The sequence below is a fragment of the Halolamina sp. genome, assembly GCF_036626355.1.
Classification (GTDB): Archaea; Halobacteriota; Halobacteria; order Halobacteriales; family Haloferacaceae; genus Halolamina.
Window position 1 is genome coordinate 1 of the sequence record NZ_JAZKRY010000007.1, and the last position, 15,777, is coordinate 15,777.

Genomic DNA, 15,777 nt, shown 5'->3' on the forward strand with positions numbered 1-15,777 from the left:
GCTTGGTGTTGAGGTTGTAGGTGTTCTTCGACCAGTTCTGCACGGTCGAGTACTGAACGTGCGCACCCTCCTTCACGAACACCTCCACGCCCCCGGAGTGAAGGTTGAACGCCGAGTATTTGGGCGCCGAACAGCCCTCGATGTAGTGGACTTCGGAGTTCTCCTCGGCGATGATGAGCGTGTGCTCGAACTGGCCCATCCCCTCGGAGTTCATCCGGAAGTACGCCTGGACGGGCATCTCGACAGTGACGCCCTCGGGAACGTAGACGAACGAGCCCCCAGACCAGATGGCACCGTGGAGCGCCGCGAACTTGTTGTCACTCGGCGGAACACAGTTCGTCATGAAGTACTCCTTGACGAGTTCCTCGTGTTCCTGGACGGCCTCGTCCATGTTACAGAAGACGACGCCTTTCTCCTCCCAGCGCTCCTGCATGTTCTGGTAGACGACCTCGGACTCGTACTGGGCACCCACGCCCGAGAGGGCGTTCTTCTCGGCCTCCGGAATCCCGAGCTTGTCGAACGTATCCTTGATATCCTCGGGGAGCTCTTCCCAGTCGTCGACACCGGCCCGGACGTCGACGTCCGGCCGAATATACGGGACGATCTCGTTGATGTCGACTTCTGAGAGATCCGGCTGGCCGGGCCAGTCCGTCGGCATGGGCATCTCCTGCCAGAGCTCTAAGGCGCGCAGCCGACGTTCGAGCATCCACTCGGGTTCGTCTTTGTCCTCGGAGATGAGCCGAATCGTTTCGTCAGTCAGTCCTTTATCAGCTCTGAGGGCAGCGGCTTCTTCCTTTTTAAAATCGAATCGGTCTTCGGTATCGGTTTTGCGGAGGTGGTCTTGTTCGGAACTCATCAACTCCTATTTGGTGTGTGCTCCCAAAAGTTTAGGGGTGAAAACCGCCATGACGTAACTGGAAAAAGTTACTCTATACGTCCATAACTATTTTTCATAATCGAAAACATTTACCTCGAACAGGCCACAATGGTATGGTATGGTTCCACACAACGATCTCACCGGCGCGATACCGCAGCGCTCGGCCACCGGTTGCTCGAACCCACTGGAGACTCTTCGAGGTCGACCGCCGATACTGTCCATCCGAGTACTCCTGCTTTGGATACTGGGACGTGCTGGTTCGTCCGGGTGAGCGCGAATGACGGATAACCAGACACGGACGGAGCTCCGCGGTGAAACCGCGGCCGGCCAGTCCACTGAATCGGATGTCCAGACCTGCCCGGAGTGTGCTGGCAAGATCGTCACCGATTCCGAGACAGCCGAAAGTCTCTGTGCGGAGTGTGGGCTCGTCATTCACGATCAACAGATCGACACTGGACCGGAATGGCGGGCGTTCGATGCCGCGGAGCGAGAGACCAAATCGAGGGTTGGGGCGCCGACGACGCCGCTCCTCCACGACAGAGGGCTATCGACGACGATCGGGTGGCGAAATACGGACGTCCACGGGAATCAGGTCTCGGCGCCGAAACGCAAGAAACTGTCACGGCTTCGCACGTGGAACGAGCGGTTCCGGACGCGTGATTCGTCGGAGCGAAACCTCAAACAGGCCCTCGGTGAGATCAATCGGATGGCCTCCGCGCTCGGCGTCCCCGACCCGACACGGGAGACTGCAAGCGTCATCTATCGGCGAGCGCTCGATGACGACCTCCTTCCCGGTCGGTCGATCGAAGGTGTCGCAACCGCATCACTGTACGCTGCCTCCCGACTCGAAGGAATCCCCCGCTCGATCGACGAGGTCGCTGCCGTAAGTCGAATTGGCGCCACGGAGACCAAACGGACGTATCGCTATATCGCTCGTGAACTCGATCTCGCGATTCCCCCGACGAACCCGATCGAGTATCTCGGTCGGTTCGCCTCGAAACTGGAGTGCTCGGATGAGACCGAGCATCTGGCACGCAAGTTAGTGAAAACGGCGATTTCAGCGGGCGTCCACAGCGGGAGAGATCCGGTCAGCATCGCGGCCAGTGCACTGTACGCAGCGGGACAACTGACCAACCAACAGCTAACACAGAAAACCGTCTCAGAGGTCTCCAACGTGAGTGAGGTCACGATCCGGAACCGGTATCCCGAGGTGCTGGCGGCGACCGAGGAGGCCGAGTGAGATGCCCGACTCCGGGGGTATCATGTGCTACGCGTGCGGGCACGAGTATCGGTATCTCGGCTGTGGCCAGCCCCGCGGTCGGTGCCCCGACTGCAGTTCTCACTGTGTGAGTCCGGCCGGTGCGTTGACCGTCGTCGCCGACGTGGACGCTTCCTCGTCCGGGAACCCAGCGCAGGTGACGATTCTGGCGATCGACGAACGGTTTCGTCACTTCCTCTACCACTTCACGACCGACAGCAGCGGGCTTTCGGTAGATGCACTCCAGGTCGACGGCCATCTCGTCCGCCCGAGGAACAAGCCGTGGGAGATCCCGATTCCGGACTCGGTCAGACGCACCCTCTCTGGAGCGGAGTACTCACCGCCGATCGGTTCGTCGGGAGAGTACGCGTGAGGCTGTCGCGAAGCGCAACCGGCCACGGTCACGCCCTCCGTGGATGGACTCGCGTTGCGGTTCCGAGTCAGTCACTGACGCTCCGGGGGGAGACTGCGTTCCCTCGGCGACGGTCTCACGGCTGGAACCCCCACACGTCGCGGTCGTCCTCCAGGTCGAGCACCCAGCGGTAGTGCGGATGGATCCAGTCGAGTTGGTCCTGGTGTGCGTCGACCCAGGAGGCGGCGTCGCTCAGCAGGCGCCAGACCGTGTCGAACTCGGCCTCGCGAACCCCGTGTTTGTCGAACGCGTAGCCCCGGAGCGTACGGCCGGCGCTGGAGTAGTAGACTGCTCGCTCGTGGTCGTCGGTGAGCCCGACGAGGTCCTTTCCGTCGCGTTCCATGCGGAGCAGTGCCCGGGCCATGTGGCCGGCGTACTCGGCGTGGCGGTGGAACGCGAGTTCGTCGAAGAGGTCTGTGTAAACTCGGCGGCGGCTCGGGCCGGTGTGCTCTGGTGTCGTTCCCATGGACGGCGGGTGGGGTGGGCGTGGGAAAGTGCCGAGCCATGAGCGCGTTGAAAGTGAAAGTGGCCGGATGCGGGGTGGACTGGCAGCAAACTGTCGTGAGGGCTCCCCCGACCAGTCGACGCAGTAGTCGAGACAGTTGGCTCTCGGCCCACCTGTCGGGTGGCTATCGACGGCAGAACCCAGGGCCTGCCCTGCAAGCTAAGGGACCGCCCATCGCAGACAGACTCATGAGCAGAGACAGCTTGATCGCACTGCGGGCGTCGTCTCGAGAGACTGAAATCCGGCCCGCCACGAATCACAGGGCGGTGGACTGATGGGCGACCCACGAGTCGTCGCCTACTGGCACGACGACTGTCTCGCTCACGAGCCTCCAGCCGGGGAGTTCGAGTACGCGTGGACCGGGAGGCTGGCAGCTCCGGAGGCGCACCCGGACCGCCGGGAGCGCGTCGAGAACATCCGCTCGATACTCACCACCGAGCTCGGAACCGTCGCGGCCGTGGACTGGCGTGATGCGCCACTGGCGAGCCGGCTACAGCTCGAGCGCGCCCACGACGAGAGCTATCTCGATGACCTTCGGGCGGCCTGTGCGGAGGCTGGGCCGGAGGGTAAGCGAATCACGCCGACGACTGGAATCAACGAACACACCTATCGCGCTGCTCGGCGGGCAGCCGGGGGCGCCGTCGCGGCTGTGGAGACGACGACTGAAACGGACGGGGACACGGTCGCCTACTCGTGCACTCGCCCTTCCGGACATCACGCCGCACCGGCGGTCACGGACGGCTTCTGCTTCGTGAACAACGCAGCGGTCGCGGCTGAGCACGCGCTGGCGGAGTGTGGCGCCGACCGGGTGGTCATCCTCGACTGGGACGTCCACCACGGTAACGGGACACAGGAGTGCTTCTACGACCGCGAGGACGTCCTCGTCGTCTCCATCCACAACGACCACGGCGCGTGGGACCCGGAGACGCACCCGCAAACCGGCGGTCTCGAGGAGCGCGGCACGGAGGGGGGCGAAGGGTACACGGTGAACGTCCCGCTCCCGGCCGGTATCGGCGACCCCGGCTACGAGCGCCTGTTCGACGAACTGGTGGAACCGGTCGTCCGCGCGTACGACCCCGATACCGTGGTTGCGAGCGCGGGCGGCGACGCGGGTGCGCTCGATCCGCTCGGCCGCAACCTCCTGACGAAGGCGGGGTTCGAGACGATCGGCCGGCGAGTCCGCGCCCTTGCAGCTGACTGTACTGACGGGTCTCTCGCCGCGGTCCAGGAGGGCGGCTACCAGCCGACCCACCTCGCGTACGCCATGCTCGGGACGCTCGAGGGGATGCTGACGGTCGAAACGGGTGTCGACGACCAGTTCCCCCTGTTCGAGGAGGACTCCGAGCTGGTCGCCGACCGGATCGACGACCTCGTCGCCGCACACGGCGATTACTGGCCGGTCGCCTGACTTCGACGTCGGTCAGCCATACCGGCTGAACCAGCGTTTTCACGAAGATTCGTTCGTGGACAACTCGCGTGTACACATCAGTGAACCGCCAGTCGGGAGGCCAGTGAAACGATATCGCTCGACGAGCTCACAGGTACTGCTGGACCTCCTCTCAAAAATGGGACAGCTTCCGATAAAGTTATACACTATTGTTCATTATATTTGATTTATGAGCATTGGCCTCAATCGGTTACCCCAGGTCGAACGGTCCGAGATCGCGACGACGATCCGGAACGCGGGGGTCAGCGGTGCGGGCGGGGCTGGATTCCCGACGTACGCAAAATGGGAGCGACTCGGCGAGGTCGACTACCTCCTCGTGAACCAGCAGGAGAGCGAACCCAACTACTACATGGACCGGTGGTTGGCCCGTGAACACGCTGACGAACTCGCCTCCTTTTTCGATGCGCTGCTCGAGTCGGTGTTGGACGTGATCGTTATCGGTGCGAAGCAGAAGGACCGGGACCGGTGGCTGACAGACCTCGAGGCCGCCACAGGCGGCGAGGTGTACACACCCGACGAACTGCCGCTCGATCCCGACGAGGAGTCCGGCGTCGTCTTCGCGTACACGGAAGATCGATACGAGTACGGGATGGAGAGCGTAATCCTGCGTCTCGTCGCCGACGTCGTCATGGGGAAGGATCTCCCGATGGATCACGGGTGGATCGTCCAGAACACCGAGACCCTCTACAACATTTATCGGGCGATCGAACACGGCGAAACGGTCACACACAAACACCTCCACGTCGGCGGCGACGTTCCGCGCCACCGGTTCCTCTCGGCACCGATCGGAACGCCAGCGACGGCACTGCTCAAAGCGGCCGGACTCTCACCCCCAGAGACCGGGGAGGACCAGCGGCTGCTCGATGGCGGCCCGGGGTGGTGTTTCGAGATCGAGGTCCCGCCGGAGCAGTTCGGGCTCCGCAAGCGGACGAACTGTCTGCTGGTTGCTGATGAGGCGGTTGCCGAGAAGAACATCCGTGGTGAAGAACGGGTCGACATCCGCGAGCCGTACGACTGGGACGCTGATCACGAAACGGAGCCGACGGCGACGCTCTCGCCGACGTACGTCCGTATTCCGCTGATCACCAACCCCGCGTTCGAGGGTGTCGTCGAGCGAAGTCGACCGATCGTCGAACCCGGCGATCGCGTCGACCAGGGCGAGATGATCGCGACGCCGGCAGGGAACGACATCGGAAACACCCATCATGCATCGGTTCCAGGCAAGGTAACTCACGTGACCGAGACACACATCCAAATCCAGAGCGAACACCCACAGCGCGAGAGTACCGAAACTGACCAACTGATCTACTGGACGTGGTGTATCGAGTGTGGCACCTACGTCGTCATGCCCGACGTGAGTGGGGACGTCACTCCGAAAAACTACGTCTGCGGGGACTGCCGGTAAGCTATTGCTCTATCTGTTCTGTCGTCTCTGCCTTGACCCACGCGTTCGGGTTCTTCCGATCACAGATCACGAACCCGTCGTCGTCCTGGTAACTGGCGAACTGCTCGAGATCGACAGCCGCTGGTGCTGCCTGATCGACGTCGATTCCCTGTGTTTGTTCACGCATAGTTGACCACTGACCGACCCGTCCGAGCTCTCGTGTCAGTTAGTTCTATGTGGATTGTGAGAACACAAAAGGACTTTGATTAAACCCAAAATTTGAGAGAGAACATCGTGTTGTGTGTTTCCATATACCAAACTATTCCCCACGAAATCCTGACTTTGACCCCTCAGTGGGCCGATTTCCGTTCTCACGGAATCAATCTTCTGAGATGGGAGCCTCGTGAGTTCGCGGGGGAACGGTCTCGCTGACCCCTGTGGGTCGCTCCGCGTGGTCGTTGCAGTGCTCACCTCGACAAAGAACCCCAGCGGTCGCCTCTCTACACCGCTCTCAGGGTACTGACTGGAGATCGCCGGCCTGCGTGTTAGAATCCCTCCGCTCGGGCAGCACGCCGTGGATCGCCGCACGCGTGCAACCTACCGTCCTCCGTGATGTGAATCCCCTCGAAGCTCCCACAGTGCCAGTTCCATTGATCGACGACCTGCATATCGACGCCGCGTGAACGGAGTTCTTCGATGAGGTCGTCATCGAGATCCCCTTCGATCGCGTTCGGCCCCTGCCAGATACTGCCTGGATCGTCCGACTGGGGACCACCGAACCGCGGTCGGTGAACTGATTCTTTGATATCCATGTCGAACTCGAGGATGTTGAGCGTGTTCTGGAAGACGTTCGCGACCAGTCCGGAGCCCGGGGATCCGGACGCGAGCACGGGCTGTCCGTCCTCGAAAACCATGTTCGGCATCAGCGGTGTGGACGGCCGATGGCCGGGCTCCGGCATCTCGCCGCGGAGGAAATGTGTTCCTGATGCTGGAATGTTGATTCCGTTAACCAGGAGCCCGTTCGTCCACGGGTACGCCATACACGAATGCAGCGCAGTGGCGACGTTCCCCTGCGGATCTACCATCGTCACGTGGCAGCTCCCCGGATAGCCCATCGCTGGTGCGTCCCGGGGAGTGCTCATGTCGAGCAGTTCGAGGCGGGTTTTCGCGTACTCTTTCGAGAGGAGCGTCTCCAGTGGGAGATGATGGCTCTGGGGGTCCCGTTGCTTGCGACCCTCCGAAAGCACCTCGTTGTGTATCCGAATCATCGAATACAGGAGGTCTGCGTCCTCGTTCGGCGGACCGGACGATTCCAGATCCAACTGTTCGATCATGTTCAGCGCTTCCAGCACGTGTGTCCCGCCGGTGTCCGGTGGCGGTGAGGCGAACAGGTCGTACTGCTTGTACGTACTTTCGGCTGGCTCCGGCCATCTCACGTCGTACTGTTCGAAGTCCTCGTTCGTGATCACGCCGCCGTGGTTTTGAACTACGTCGACGAACTCGTCGGCGAACTCCCCGTGATAGAAGTAGTCGTTCCCCTCGTCGCGGAGACGTTTGAGAACGTCAGCCTTCTTCGAGTTCGTGAAAATCTCGCCTGGCGACGGCAGATTCCCGTCGGGCATGTACGTCTCACGCCCTTCCTCAGTTTTCCCGATCTGTTCGACCATTTCGAACATCACGCCGAAGAGGAACGGATGGACCTCGAACCCTTCTTCGGCAAACTCGATCGCTGGACTCATCAACCGGTGTTTGTCCATGGACCCGTGGCGTTCGAGAGCGGATTCGAATCCGGCCCAGAAGCCGGGGACGCCGACCCCGCGCCCGGTGGTGATGTCCTCTTCGGAAAAGTCCGGCATGGGCTCTAACGGCGCGTTCATGTTGCCGTTCATATACGTCACTTCGTCGGCGGCTGCGTCGTAGTACAGCAGACTCAGGACACCGGTAATGTGCGTCATATGCGGTTGCACGACGCTCTGTGTGGCTGCTGCTCCTAACGTTGCATCACACGCGTTCCCGCCATCCTTCATGATCTCGATGGCAACGCGGGTCGCGAGTGGATGGGAGGTAATTGCCATCGCCTCCTCTGCGGTCGCCCCGGGTTTCTCGCCGAACGCTGCCTTCGCTGTCAGTTCTTGCCGTTCACTCGCCTTCATCGTCTGCCCTGATTATTCACATGACCTACAATAAACCTACTCCGCAGGGCAACGCCCGTTCAGGGTTCAGGTCGTCCTGAACTCGCTCTACAGCGACGCAGTCGACCGCGAGGTTCTGGCCGTCATCTTCAGCACGTTACACGGTGCGTTCGTCGCCTCTCGAGTAGGGGTCCGCTGTTTGGTGTGGCGGGTTCCTTCCCCAGCCATATGCGTACGTATTTATCGCTCCATTCTCCAAGCGTTAGCAATGCCGTTCGAGTTTGCAGATACCTTCGTTCGACTCGTCGGACCCTCCCCCCTGATACAGGCGCTCGCGGGGGGGATCGTGATCGCCATGATGAACCTCTTCGGCGCGGCGCTCATTCTGGTCTGGCGAAACCCATCCGAGCGGGCACTGGACGGGATGCTCGGGTTCGCGGCCGGTGTCATGCTCGCCGCGGCCTTTACGAGTCTCATTATTCCGGGTATCGAAGAGTACTCCGGCGGGAACCCGCTCCCGACACTCATCGGCGTCGCGATTGGCGCGTTGTTCCTCGACCGGGCGGACACGCTCGTTCCCCACGCACACTATCTTCTGACGGGCGAGCGCCGGAGGGACGCAGCAGCATCGGAGGAAGGGCTTCCGGTCTCCGAGGAGCGGCTGGCTGGAGTGATCCTGTTCATCCTGGCCATCACGCTGCACAACATGCCCGAAGGGTTGGCCGTCGGCGTCGGATTCGGTGCCGCTGGCGGAGACCCCGCACAGATCGGAGGAGCGTTGTCCCTGATGCTCGCTATCGGGCTCCAGAACATCCCCGAGGGACTGGCCGTCTCAGTCGCAGCGATCAACGCCGGTCTGGACCGTCGGATCTATGCGGTGATCGCTGGCATCCGTGCAGGGGTCGTCGAAATCCCGTTAGCAGTGCTGGGGGCGTTCGCCGTGGCAAGAGTTGAGCCGCTACTGCCGTACGCCATGGGGTTCGCCGCCGGTGCGATGTTGTTCGTCATCTCCGACGAGATCATCCCCGAGACACACAGGAACGACTACGAACGCGTGGCGACGCTCGGACTCATGGCTGGCGTCATCATCATGCTGTACCTGGATATTGCCCTCGCTGGGTAATCGGCCGTCCGACCACCAGCGTTGCCGAAATCTCTCCGTTCTCTCCTACCGAACAGTCGTCTCTCAACTCATCTCTCGGTCGTACTGCTTGACCAGCACCCGAAGCTACCAGCGCTTCAGCCCGACTGTCAGCGCTGTCCCGAGCACGGTTCCGACTGGCTTCCGTCGCCACGCTGCTGACAGTGTGTACACTGCAGCTGCGGCACTGCCCGCGTTGCAGACGGTCTGTTTCCACAACCTGATCTCAGAGGCTCCTCACTCCTCCCGCTCCCTACTGGATCCCGGTACTGGTCGCACAGCGTGGGGTTCACAGAACGTCACCACAACTGACACAGGATGGTGATGAACGGGCCGGGAGGAGTTCTGTCGGGGCTCGCCGGTCTCAGTCTCATCACCGCCGCGGTCATCCGGGATTCCCCCGGCGTCTCATACTGACTGCGATGATTCTTTACCACCATCGCGAAAGAATACAGAGGAGTTGGCGTCCGATACGACATCCTTCGACGCTACTCCTGAAAATAGTCATCGCAGTCACTATCAGGAGGCGCTGGAGCTCGCACTGCAGATCCCGCTGAGTAGTGCACCGGCTGGCCCCTGCTTGGTTGTCCTGTTCGGCAACGGTGGCGGCGTGGGCGGGGCAATTCATCCATAGGAGTCGCCCCGCGGCATCAAGCGGGGGCGGCGCCTTCGACGGTTCGTGACGTCGCGGGAGGGCGAGTGGGTGTCGTTCTGGCTCCCCGCCAACTACAGTAATAGTCAGGCATTTACACTTTCCACGGCAAAGAGCGGGTAATGGGTCGGAAAACCCGGAGAGCCGTTCTCGGCACGTCCGGCGTTGCCCTCCTGGCAGGCTGTTCCGGGTTCGGGAGTGTGGTCGGTGGTGACTCCCAGAGCCAGGCCGGTAGCGACACGCAGGACGCCGACGGTGATGGGGTCCCCGACACCGAAGACGATTTCCCGGAGAACTCGACCTACAGCGTCGAAGCAGAACTCATCGACGACGAGCGCCGGATTCCGGAACAGGAGTGGGCTCGCTGGTCGTTCGACTTCCTCGGGGAGACCGAGATCAGCTACGAGTTCACTGTTCGCGACGGGCCGGCGATCGACGTGCTGCTGTTCAAAGCCGACGAGTACGAGCACTACGCGAACCGCGACGGTGCTCGGTACCTCACGGCGACGAGCGTGCTCGACGCAGCCGACGGGAGCAATACGGGGACGATCAATCCCGGCATCCACTACTTCGTTCTCGACAACACGACCTGGGGGGATGCAGCGCCATCGACGAACGTGGACGACGATGTTGCGACCGTCGAAATCACGCTGATTGGACGGAGATAGCTGGCCGACGTCGGCGATTCGGAGGGGGCTGGCTGTGTCCGGCCCCATACTGCCGGACAGAAGTCAATACCGAGTTGCGCACCAGCCGCTAACCATCACACCAGGTGACGGCCGATCCACGGCGAGCGATAGTTGCATCGTTCTGTCCGGCAGTATCAGTAGCGGTACAGCGAGACGACGTACGGCAACCGGTTCAGCATCCAGATCGCGACTGGGAGACCGATGACCGTGATCGCAAAGAGCGAGGCGAGGTTCCCCCAGAGCAGGCCCAGCCACCAGCCGATGAAGAGGAAGTACACTGCTCGAACGAGGATCGAGTGCTGTTCCGTGTCACCCTCCAGGCCGGTGTCCCGCTTCGACTTCAGCAACAGGACTCTCGGGACGTTGTTGATCAGAACGATACCGACCGGTATCCCCACGATGGTCCCGAAAAAGAACACCGCGAGGTTGACGACGACTGGCGTTGCCCACCATCCGATGAGCAGGAACCAGAGTGCCTGGACGGGGAGGGAGTACTCCTTCATGGTTCTGTATTCGGCGCTGACTGGTAAATAGCCGCTTTCTCAACCCGGTGGGGAACCCCTCGCCAATCGTCAGATACTCACTCGCTCCGCCTGGCTTCGCCGGTCTCTCTGCCGGTAGCCCCGCCGACTTCGCGCACAGTTTGCCGTCCCGGTCGGTGCGTCGTCGTCCCTGCGGTGTCTGCTCCAGAACGATAACGGTAGGTGGAGAACGCAGAATAGACGCCATAAATCCCTGACCGGAACCCGTCAGTACTGGTCCTGGACCCGATCCATCTGGCACTGCACACAGCGGTCGTCAGAGATGCAGCCGACGGTATCGTAGGGGCATCCCGGTCTTCGACGTCGACCGAGAGTCGCCGCTTGGCCCGCTTCCATTCGTTCTCCCAGTCCTCGATACTCATCTCGTCCGAGCGGAAGACGATCTCGCCGTCTTCTGTCTCGAGTTTCGCGACGGTCGCCTGTTCACTGACGCTCTTGATCGTCTCGACGGCCGCTCTGTACGTGGAGTGTTCGCTCCGCTCCCTGCCGTCGTCGTTCACCAGAATGACGGAAACCGGGCGACCAGTTCGTTCGGTCGGGGTGTGCTCTTCGATCATGCGGCGAAAACGGAGGACACGTCCAAGAAACTGTCCGTCGAGTCAGGGTTAGCGTCTCCGGGAAGATCTCACTCGACGGCGCACACGGACCGAGTCTTCGAGGAACGACCCGTGTGAGCAATCACGCAGGGACCGATCCGAGAATCTCGGACGGCTACTCGCCGGCGATATCGGTCCCGCAGACGTGATGGCGGACTCGGTCCGGCCGTCCGACGATACGCCCGAATACAGCGGAGTCACTCGGCATGGCGTTCGCGGCCGGACTCCATTCCGGACCGCATGAACGCTGCGAGAATCCGGCCGATGCTGGAGTCGCCGGTCCACACCGCTTCCTCGTCGACCGGCTCGTCCTCCGTCTCGGCAGCGAGGAGCACGGTTCGGTCGTCGACCATCAGCGCACGCCCGGCGAAGTCGGCGGGGTTGTCCTCGGACATCACGAAGACGGTCACGGGATCAGTCACGAACCGATCCTCGAGTGAGTGGTCGGCGGTGACGACAGTGACGTCGATCTCGTTTGCACCAGTTTCACGAAGCGCCCCCGTGATATCCGCCGTCAGTGACGCTGCTGTTGGCGAGACGAAGACGACGGTGTGGGTGGCAGACCGGATCAGCGAGGCGATACGGTCGTCGATCGGGTGCCGACCGCGGAGCACCGAGACGTCCTGTCCGTCGCGCTGGTCGGCCGCTGTTGTACGGAGGGATTCGAGGCGGTCGAACGCCCGCGAGGTCTCCCGTTCGAGGCGGTCGGTGAGGACCTCCCGCGCCGTCGAGAGCGCGACCGGCCGGTAAGCTTTCGGCGACGCTTCGACGACTTCGGCGAGCCCTCGTTCGCCGAGGCTGTCGGCGGCGCCGTACACCTGTGAGCGGGGGACCTCCGAGAGCCGGCTCACTTCCTGTGCGGTCCCCCGCCCCAGTTTCTGGAGCGCGACGAACACCCGTGCCTCGTAGTTGGAGAGCCCGAGCGTTCGCAACGCGTCGACCGCTTCTTCTCCACTCATTATTGCTCTTTCTCGGGGCCGGCGTAATTCGATTTCCGTTGTCCACTGGGACACCGTACCGGCTACAAATATAGTAGATATCTACAAACACTTAACAGATGCGAGCGCTGAGGTGTAGACGAGTAACTGAGGGATCACAGGTGAACGGCAACGATAGTCCCAGGTGGAGACCGCTCGGCCGACCCTCGCGGCCTGGAACAGGTGGCTGAGTATGGCGGGGAAGCTCTCACAGGGGTACGCGGACGCGATAACGACGTACAGCAAGTTCGTCATCGTCGTCGTGTTGGTGGTGACAGCCGTAGTTGCCGCGGGGGCGGCGTTCGGTGGCGCGGGAGCGGAGGATATCGGTGGGTTCGACGTCGACTCGGAGGAGACGGCGGCCCAGGAGTTCGTCCGAGGCAACTACGGGGGTGACGACGGCGTCGCCGCGCAACTGGTTGTCCGAAACGAGAGCGGCGACGTCCTCTCACGGGACTCGCTGCTCGCGGGACTGCGACTCCAGCAGGAGATCAGGGAGAACGAGACGCTCAACGAGACGCTCGCCGAGCAGGGGTTCATCGGCATCGAGAACATCGTCGCGACGGCGGCCGTCTACGAGGACCGCACCGCTGGTGACGGTCCGCCACCGACTGGTGCGCCGTCGCTGGAGGAACAGATCGAGGCGCTCGAATCCCGGGATGCGGCAGCGATCGAGCAGTTACTGGCTGATGTTCTCGACCCGGGGCGTGACACGCTCGGGGATCAGGACCCCTACGAGTTCCTGCCCCGGAGCTACGAACCCGGTGCGACAGATGCCACCGCTCGACTCACCCTCATCCTCCAAGTCGATGACAGCGGCGAGAACGGGGACCCACAGGCTGCCTACGACGCACAAGTAGTCATCGACGGACTGGTACAGGACCGATTCGATGACGCGTTCGTCTTCGGCCAGGGCGTCCGTGACGACGCCTCCTCACGGGCGACGGGTGATAGCTTCGCGATTATCACGCCGTTCGCGCTCGTGCTTATCGTCCTGGTTCTTGGGATCACCTACCGTGACCTGCTGGATATCCTGCTGGCCTTCGCGGGTATCAGTATCGTACTGGTCTGGCTCCAGGGCATCATGGGCTGGCTCGCGATCCCGATGAACGTCATCCTCATCGCGGTCCCGTTCCTGCTGGTTGGGTTGAGCATCGACTACGCGCTGCACGTCGTCATGCGCTACCGCGAGGCGCGTGAAGGGACCCTTCGGGACACCGAGGAGGCCGAGGACGGGGCGGGGAATCGATCCATCCGGGCTGCGATGACGGTCGGCTTCGGGAGCGTCGTGCTCGCACTCGCCGCGGCGACCGTCTCGACGGCCGTCGGGTTCGCCTCGAACGTCGTCAGTCCGTTACCGGCCATCCGCGATTTCGCGGTCCTCAGCGCGGGCGGCATCGTCGCAACGTTCGTCGCCTTCGGCGTGTTCCTGCCGGCGCTGAAGATCGAGGTCGACGGATTCTTCGAGAACCGGCTCGGGTGGAGCCGCCGAAAGAGTGCGTTCGGGGTCGAGAGCGGGCGGGCAAACGCCGTGCTCGAACGCCTCGCTGCCTTCATCGTGCGGGCACCGGTCGGGGTCGTTCTCGTTGCACTCCTGGTGGCGTCGACAGGCGCGTACGGGGCGACGACGATCGACACGGAGTTCAATCAGGCTGATTTCCTTCCCCAGGATGCGCCGGCGTGGGCACAGTCGCTCCCAGGGCCGCTGGCCCCCGACAGCTACAGCATCGCCGAGGAGTTCGCGTATCTCAGCCAGAAGTTCCAGCTCCAGGGTGACGACGGCCGATCACAGATACTGATACGCGGGAACGTCACCGACCCCGCCGTTCTGACGGCGCTCGACGACGCGAGCGACGGCGTCACCGATGGGAGTTCGGTCCAGGTTCGGCCCGACGGAGCGGCGGCCGTCGACGGCCCACACACGGCGATTCGGGCAGTCGCTGCGGAGAACGAGACGTTCGCGGCGGTCGTCGAGGCGAACGACCGGGACGGCGACGGGCTGCCGGAGGAAAACGTCTCGCGGGTGTACGCGGCGCTGTTCGAGGCCGACCCGGCGATGGCCCAGCAGGTGCTCAGCCGAGACGACGACGGGACCATCACCTCCGCACGCCTGCTGGTGGCTGTCCAGGCTGACGAATCGGCACAGACCATCGCCGCGGACACCCGCGCCTACGCCGACCGGATCGAGGCCCAGGCGCCCGGTATCAGCGCGGTGGCAACAGGTGGGACGGTCACGACGGCGGTGATCCAGGACGCGCTGCTGGAGACGCTCATCGAGGCCTTTGCGGTGACGCTGGTGGTGATCTTGCTTTTCCTGACGCTGTTGTTCTGGGTTCGCTACCAGTCGATTTCGCTCGGCGCGCTGGTGCTCCTGCCGGTCGTCGTCTCGCTTGCGTGGCTGCTCGGCGTGATGTCGGTGCTCGGCATCGCGTTCAACAGCGAGACGGCGGTGATCACGAGCCTCGCGATCGGGCTCGGCGTCGACTACAGCATCCACCTCGGCGAACGGTTCGTCGACGAGCGGGAGAAACGCGCGACCCTCGCTGGGGCCGTCGAGAGCACCATCACCGGGACTGGCGGGACGCTGCTGGCCAGCGCCGCGACGACGGCCGCCGCGTTCGGCGTCCTCGTCTTCGCGCTCTCACCGCCGCTGCAGCGGTTCGGCACCGTGACCGGGTTGGCCATCCTCTTTGCCTTCGCTGCTGTCGTCACGATGCTCCCCGGCCTGCTGGTGCTTCGCGAGCGGGCCATCGCACGCTGGCAGTCGCGGCAGTGAGTGCTCGCTGTGGGTGTTCTCGCGGTTTCTGGCCGAGTTCACGACAGTCAGGCGCATCGTCCGAGAGCGACCTGTTTCGCCTCCAGCGCGATTCCATCTTCGCTTGAGGACCGGTGTCTGGCCCATCGTCCTGTCTGGGGGTTCCCAAACGGCACCTGACGTTTCAGGGGAGCTTAAAACTCACAGAAACGTGCCATCGTAAGACGCGCATGCTTTTACAACCAGTTAGAGGCAGAAATTGGATGACAGTTGGCGCTCATCGGGCTGTTCGACACCGAAGGCGGTGAACGCGGGGAGTGCGTCCCTCGATTCGCGGCGGTGGTTCGCGTGGGCCTACTGAGAGTTGCTAACACTGCAAGCCGGGGTCGACACCGCTGGGACGATAGCCC

At 62.7% G+C, this 15,777-nt stretch carries 14 protein-coding genes; 7 read left to right on the top strand and 7 right to left on the bottom strand.

The features are described 5' to 3' along the window. A partial coding sequence (gene sufB, locus V5A38_RS01915) for a Fe-S cluster assembly protein SufB (protein WP_332324057.1) occupies positions 1-856 on the bottom strand: 856 nt, incomplete at its 3' end. A 298-nt stretch (positions 857-1,154) separates the two neighbouring features. Here sufB and V5A38_RS01920 point away from each other — a divergent pair. Both V5A38_RS01920 and V5A38_RS01925 read left to right on the top strand, forming a co-directional pair. Beyond that, entirely contained in the window at positions 1,155-2,117 is a 963-nt protein-coding gene (locus V5A38_RS01920; protein WP_332324058.1) for a TFIIB-type zinc ribbon-containing protein, read from the top strand. A gap of 106 nt (positions 2,118-2,223) precedes the next feature. After that, a complete protein-coding gene (locus tag V5A38_RS01925) occupies positions 2,224-2,508 on the top strand; it encodes a hypothetical protein (protein WP_332324059.1) in 285 nt (94 codons plus the stop codon). A gap of 115 nt (positions 2,509-2,623) precedes the next feature. Here V5A38_RS01925 and V5A38_RS01930 read toward each other — a convergent pair whose 3' ends face one another. Next, positions 2,624-3,013 (bottom strand): hypothetical protein, encoded by a 390-nt coding sequence (locus V5A38_RS01930; RefSeq protein ID WP_332324060.1) that lies wholly within the window; start codon positions 3,011-3,013, stop codon positions 2,624-2,626. Between the two features lie 313 nt (positions 3,014-3,326). On the opposite strand from V5A38_RS01930, the gene V5A38_RS01935 reads away from it, so the two are divergent. Together V5A38_RS01935 and V5A38_RS01940 are read left to right on the top strand one after the other, a co-directional pair. Then, on the top strand, positions 3,327-4,460 hold the full coding sequence (locus tag V5A38_RS01935) for a class II histone deacetylase (RefSeq protein ID WP_332324061.1): 1,134 nt from the start codon (positions 3,327-3,329) through the stop codon (positions 4,458-4,460). A gap of 208 nt (positions 4,461-4,668) precedes the next feature. Then, positions 4,669-5,904, top strand: coding sequence for an NADH dehydrogenase subunit (locus tag V5A38_RS01940; protein ID WP_332324062.1), 1,236 nt, complete (start codon positions 4,669-4,671; stop codon positions 5,902-5,904). 1 nt (position 5,905) lies between these two features. Here V5A38_RS01940 and V5A38_RS01945 read toward each other — a convergent pair whose 3' ends face one another. Together V5A38_RS01945 and V5A38_RS01950 are read right to left on the bottom strand one after the other, a co-directional pair. Next, complete coding sequence (locus V5A38_RS01945; RefSeq protein WP_332324063.1) at positions 5,906-6,070, bottom strand: hypothetical protein; 165 nt, start codon at positions 6,068-6,070, stop codon at positions 5,906-5,908. Positions 6,071-6,428: 358 nt separating this feature from the next. Next, entirely contained in the window at positions 6,429-8,036 is a 1,608-nt protein-coding gene (locus tag V5A38_RS01950) for a gamma-glutamyltransferase (RefSeq protein WP_332324064.1), read from the bottom strand. Between the two features lie 247 nt (positions 8,037-8,283). Between V5A38_RS01950 and V5A38_RS01955 the strand changes: the two genes are divergently transcribed. Then, positions 8,284-9,138 (top strand): ZIP family metal transporter, encoded by an 855-nt coding sequence (locus V5A38_RS01955; protein ID WP_332324065.1) that lies wholly within the window; start codon positions 8,284-8,286, stop codon positions 9,136-9,138. Positions 9,139-9,930: 792 nt separating this feature from the next. Then, on the top strand, positions 9,931-10,476 hold the full coding sequence (locus V5A38_RS01960) for a hypothetical protein (RefSeq protein ID WP_332324066.1): 546 nt from the start codon (positions 9,931-9,933) through the stop codon (positions 10,474-10,476). Between the two features lie 155 nt (positions 10,477-10,631). On the opposite strand, the gene V5A38_RS01965 is transcribed toward V5A38_RS01960, so the two are convergent. From V5A38_RS01965 to V5A38_RS01975, 3 genes are all read right to left on the bottom strand, one after another. Next, entirely contained in the window at positions 10,632-11,000 is a 369-nt protein-coding gene (locus tag V5A38_RS01965) for a YccF domain-containing protein (RefSeq protein WP_332324067.1), read from the bottom strand. A 77-nt stretch (positions 11,001-11,077) separates the two neighbouring features. Continuing rightward, positions 11,078-11,596 carry a hypothetical protein gene (locus V5A38_RS01970; RefSeq protein ID WP_332324068.1) on the bottom strand — a complete coding sequence of 173 codons (519 nt, stop codon included), beginning with the start codon at positions 11,594-11,596 and terminating at the stop codon, positions 11,078-11,080. Between the two features lie 236 nt (positions 11,597-11,832). Beyond that, on the bottom strand, positions 11,833-12,594 hold the full coding sequence (locus V5A38_RS01975; RefSeq protein WP_332324069.1) for a helix-turn-helix domain-containing protein: 762 nt from the start codon (positions 12,592-12,594) through the stop codon (positions 11,833-11,835). A 211-nt stretch (positions 12,595-12,805) separates the two neighbouring features. Between V5A38_RS01975 and V5A38_RS01980 the strand changes: the two genes are divergently transcribed. Then, a complete protein-coding gene (locus tag V5A38_RS01980; RefSeq protein ID WP_332324070.1) occupies positions 12,806-15,388 on the top strand; it encodes an MMPL family transporter in 2,583 nt (860 codons plus the stop codon). The last annotated feature ends 389 nt before the right edge of the window (positions 15,389-15,777 follow it).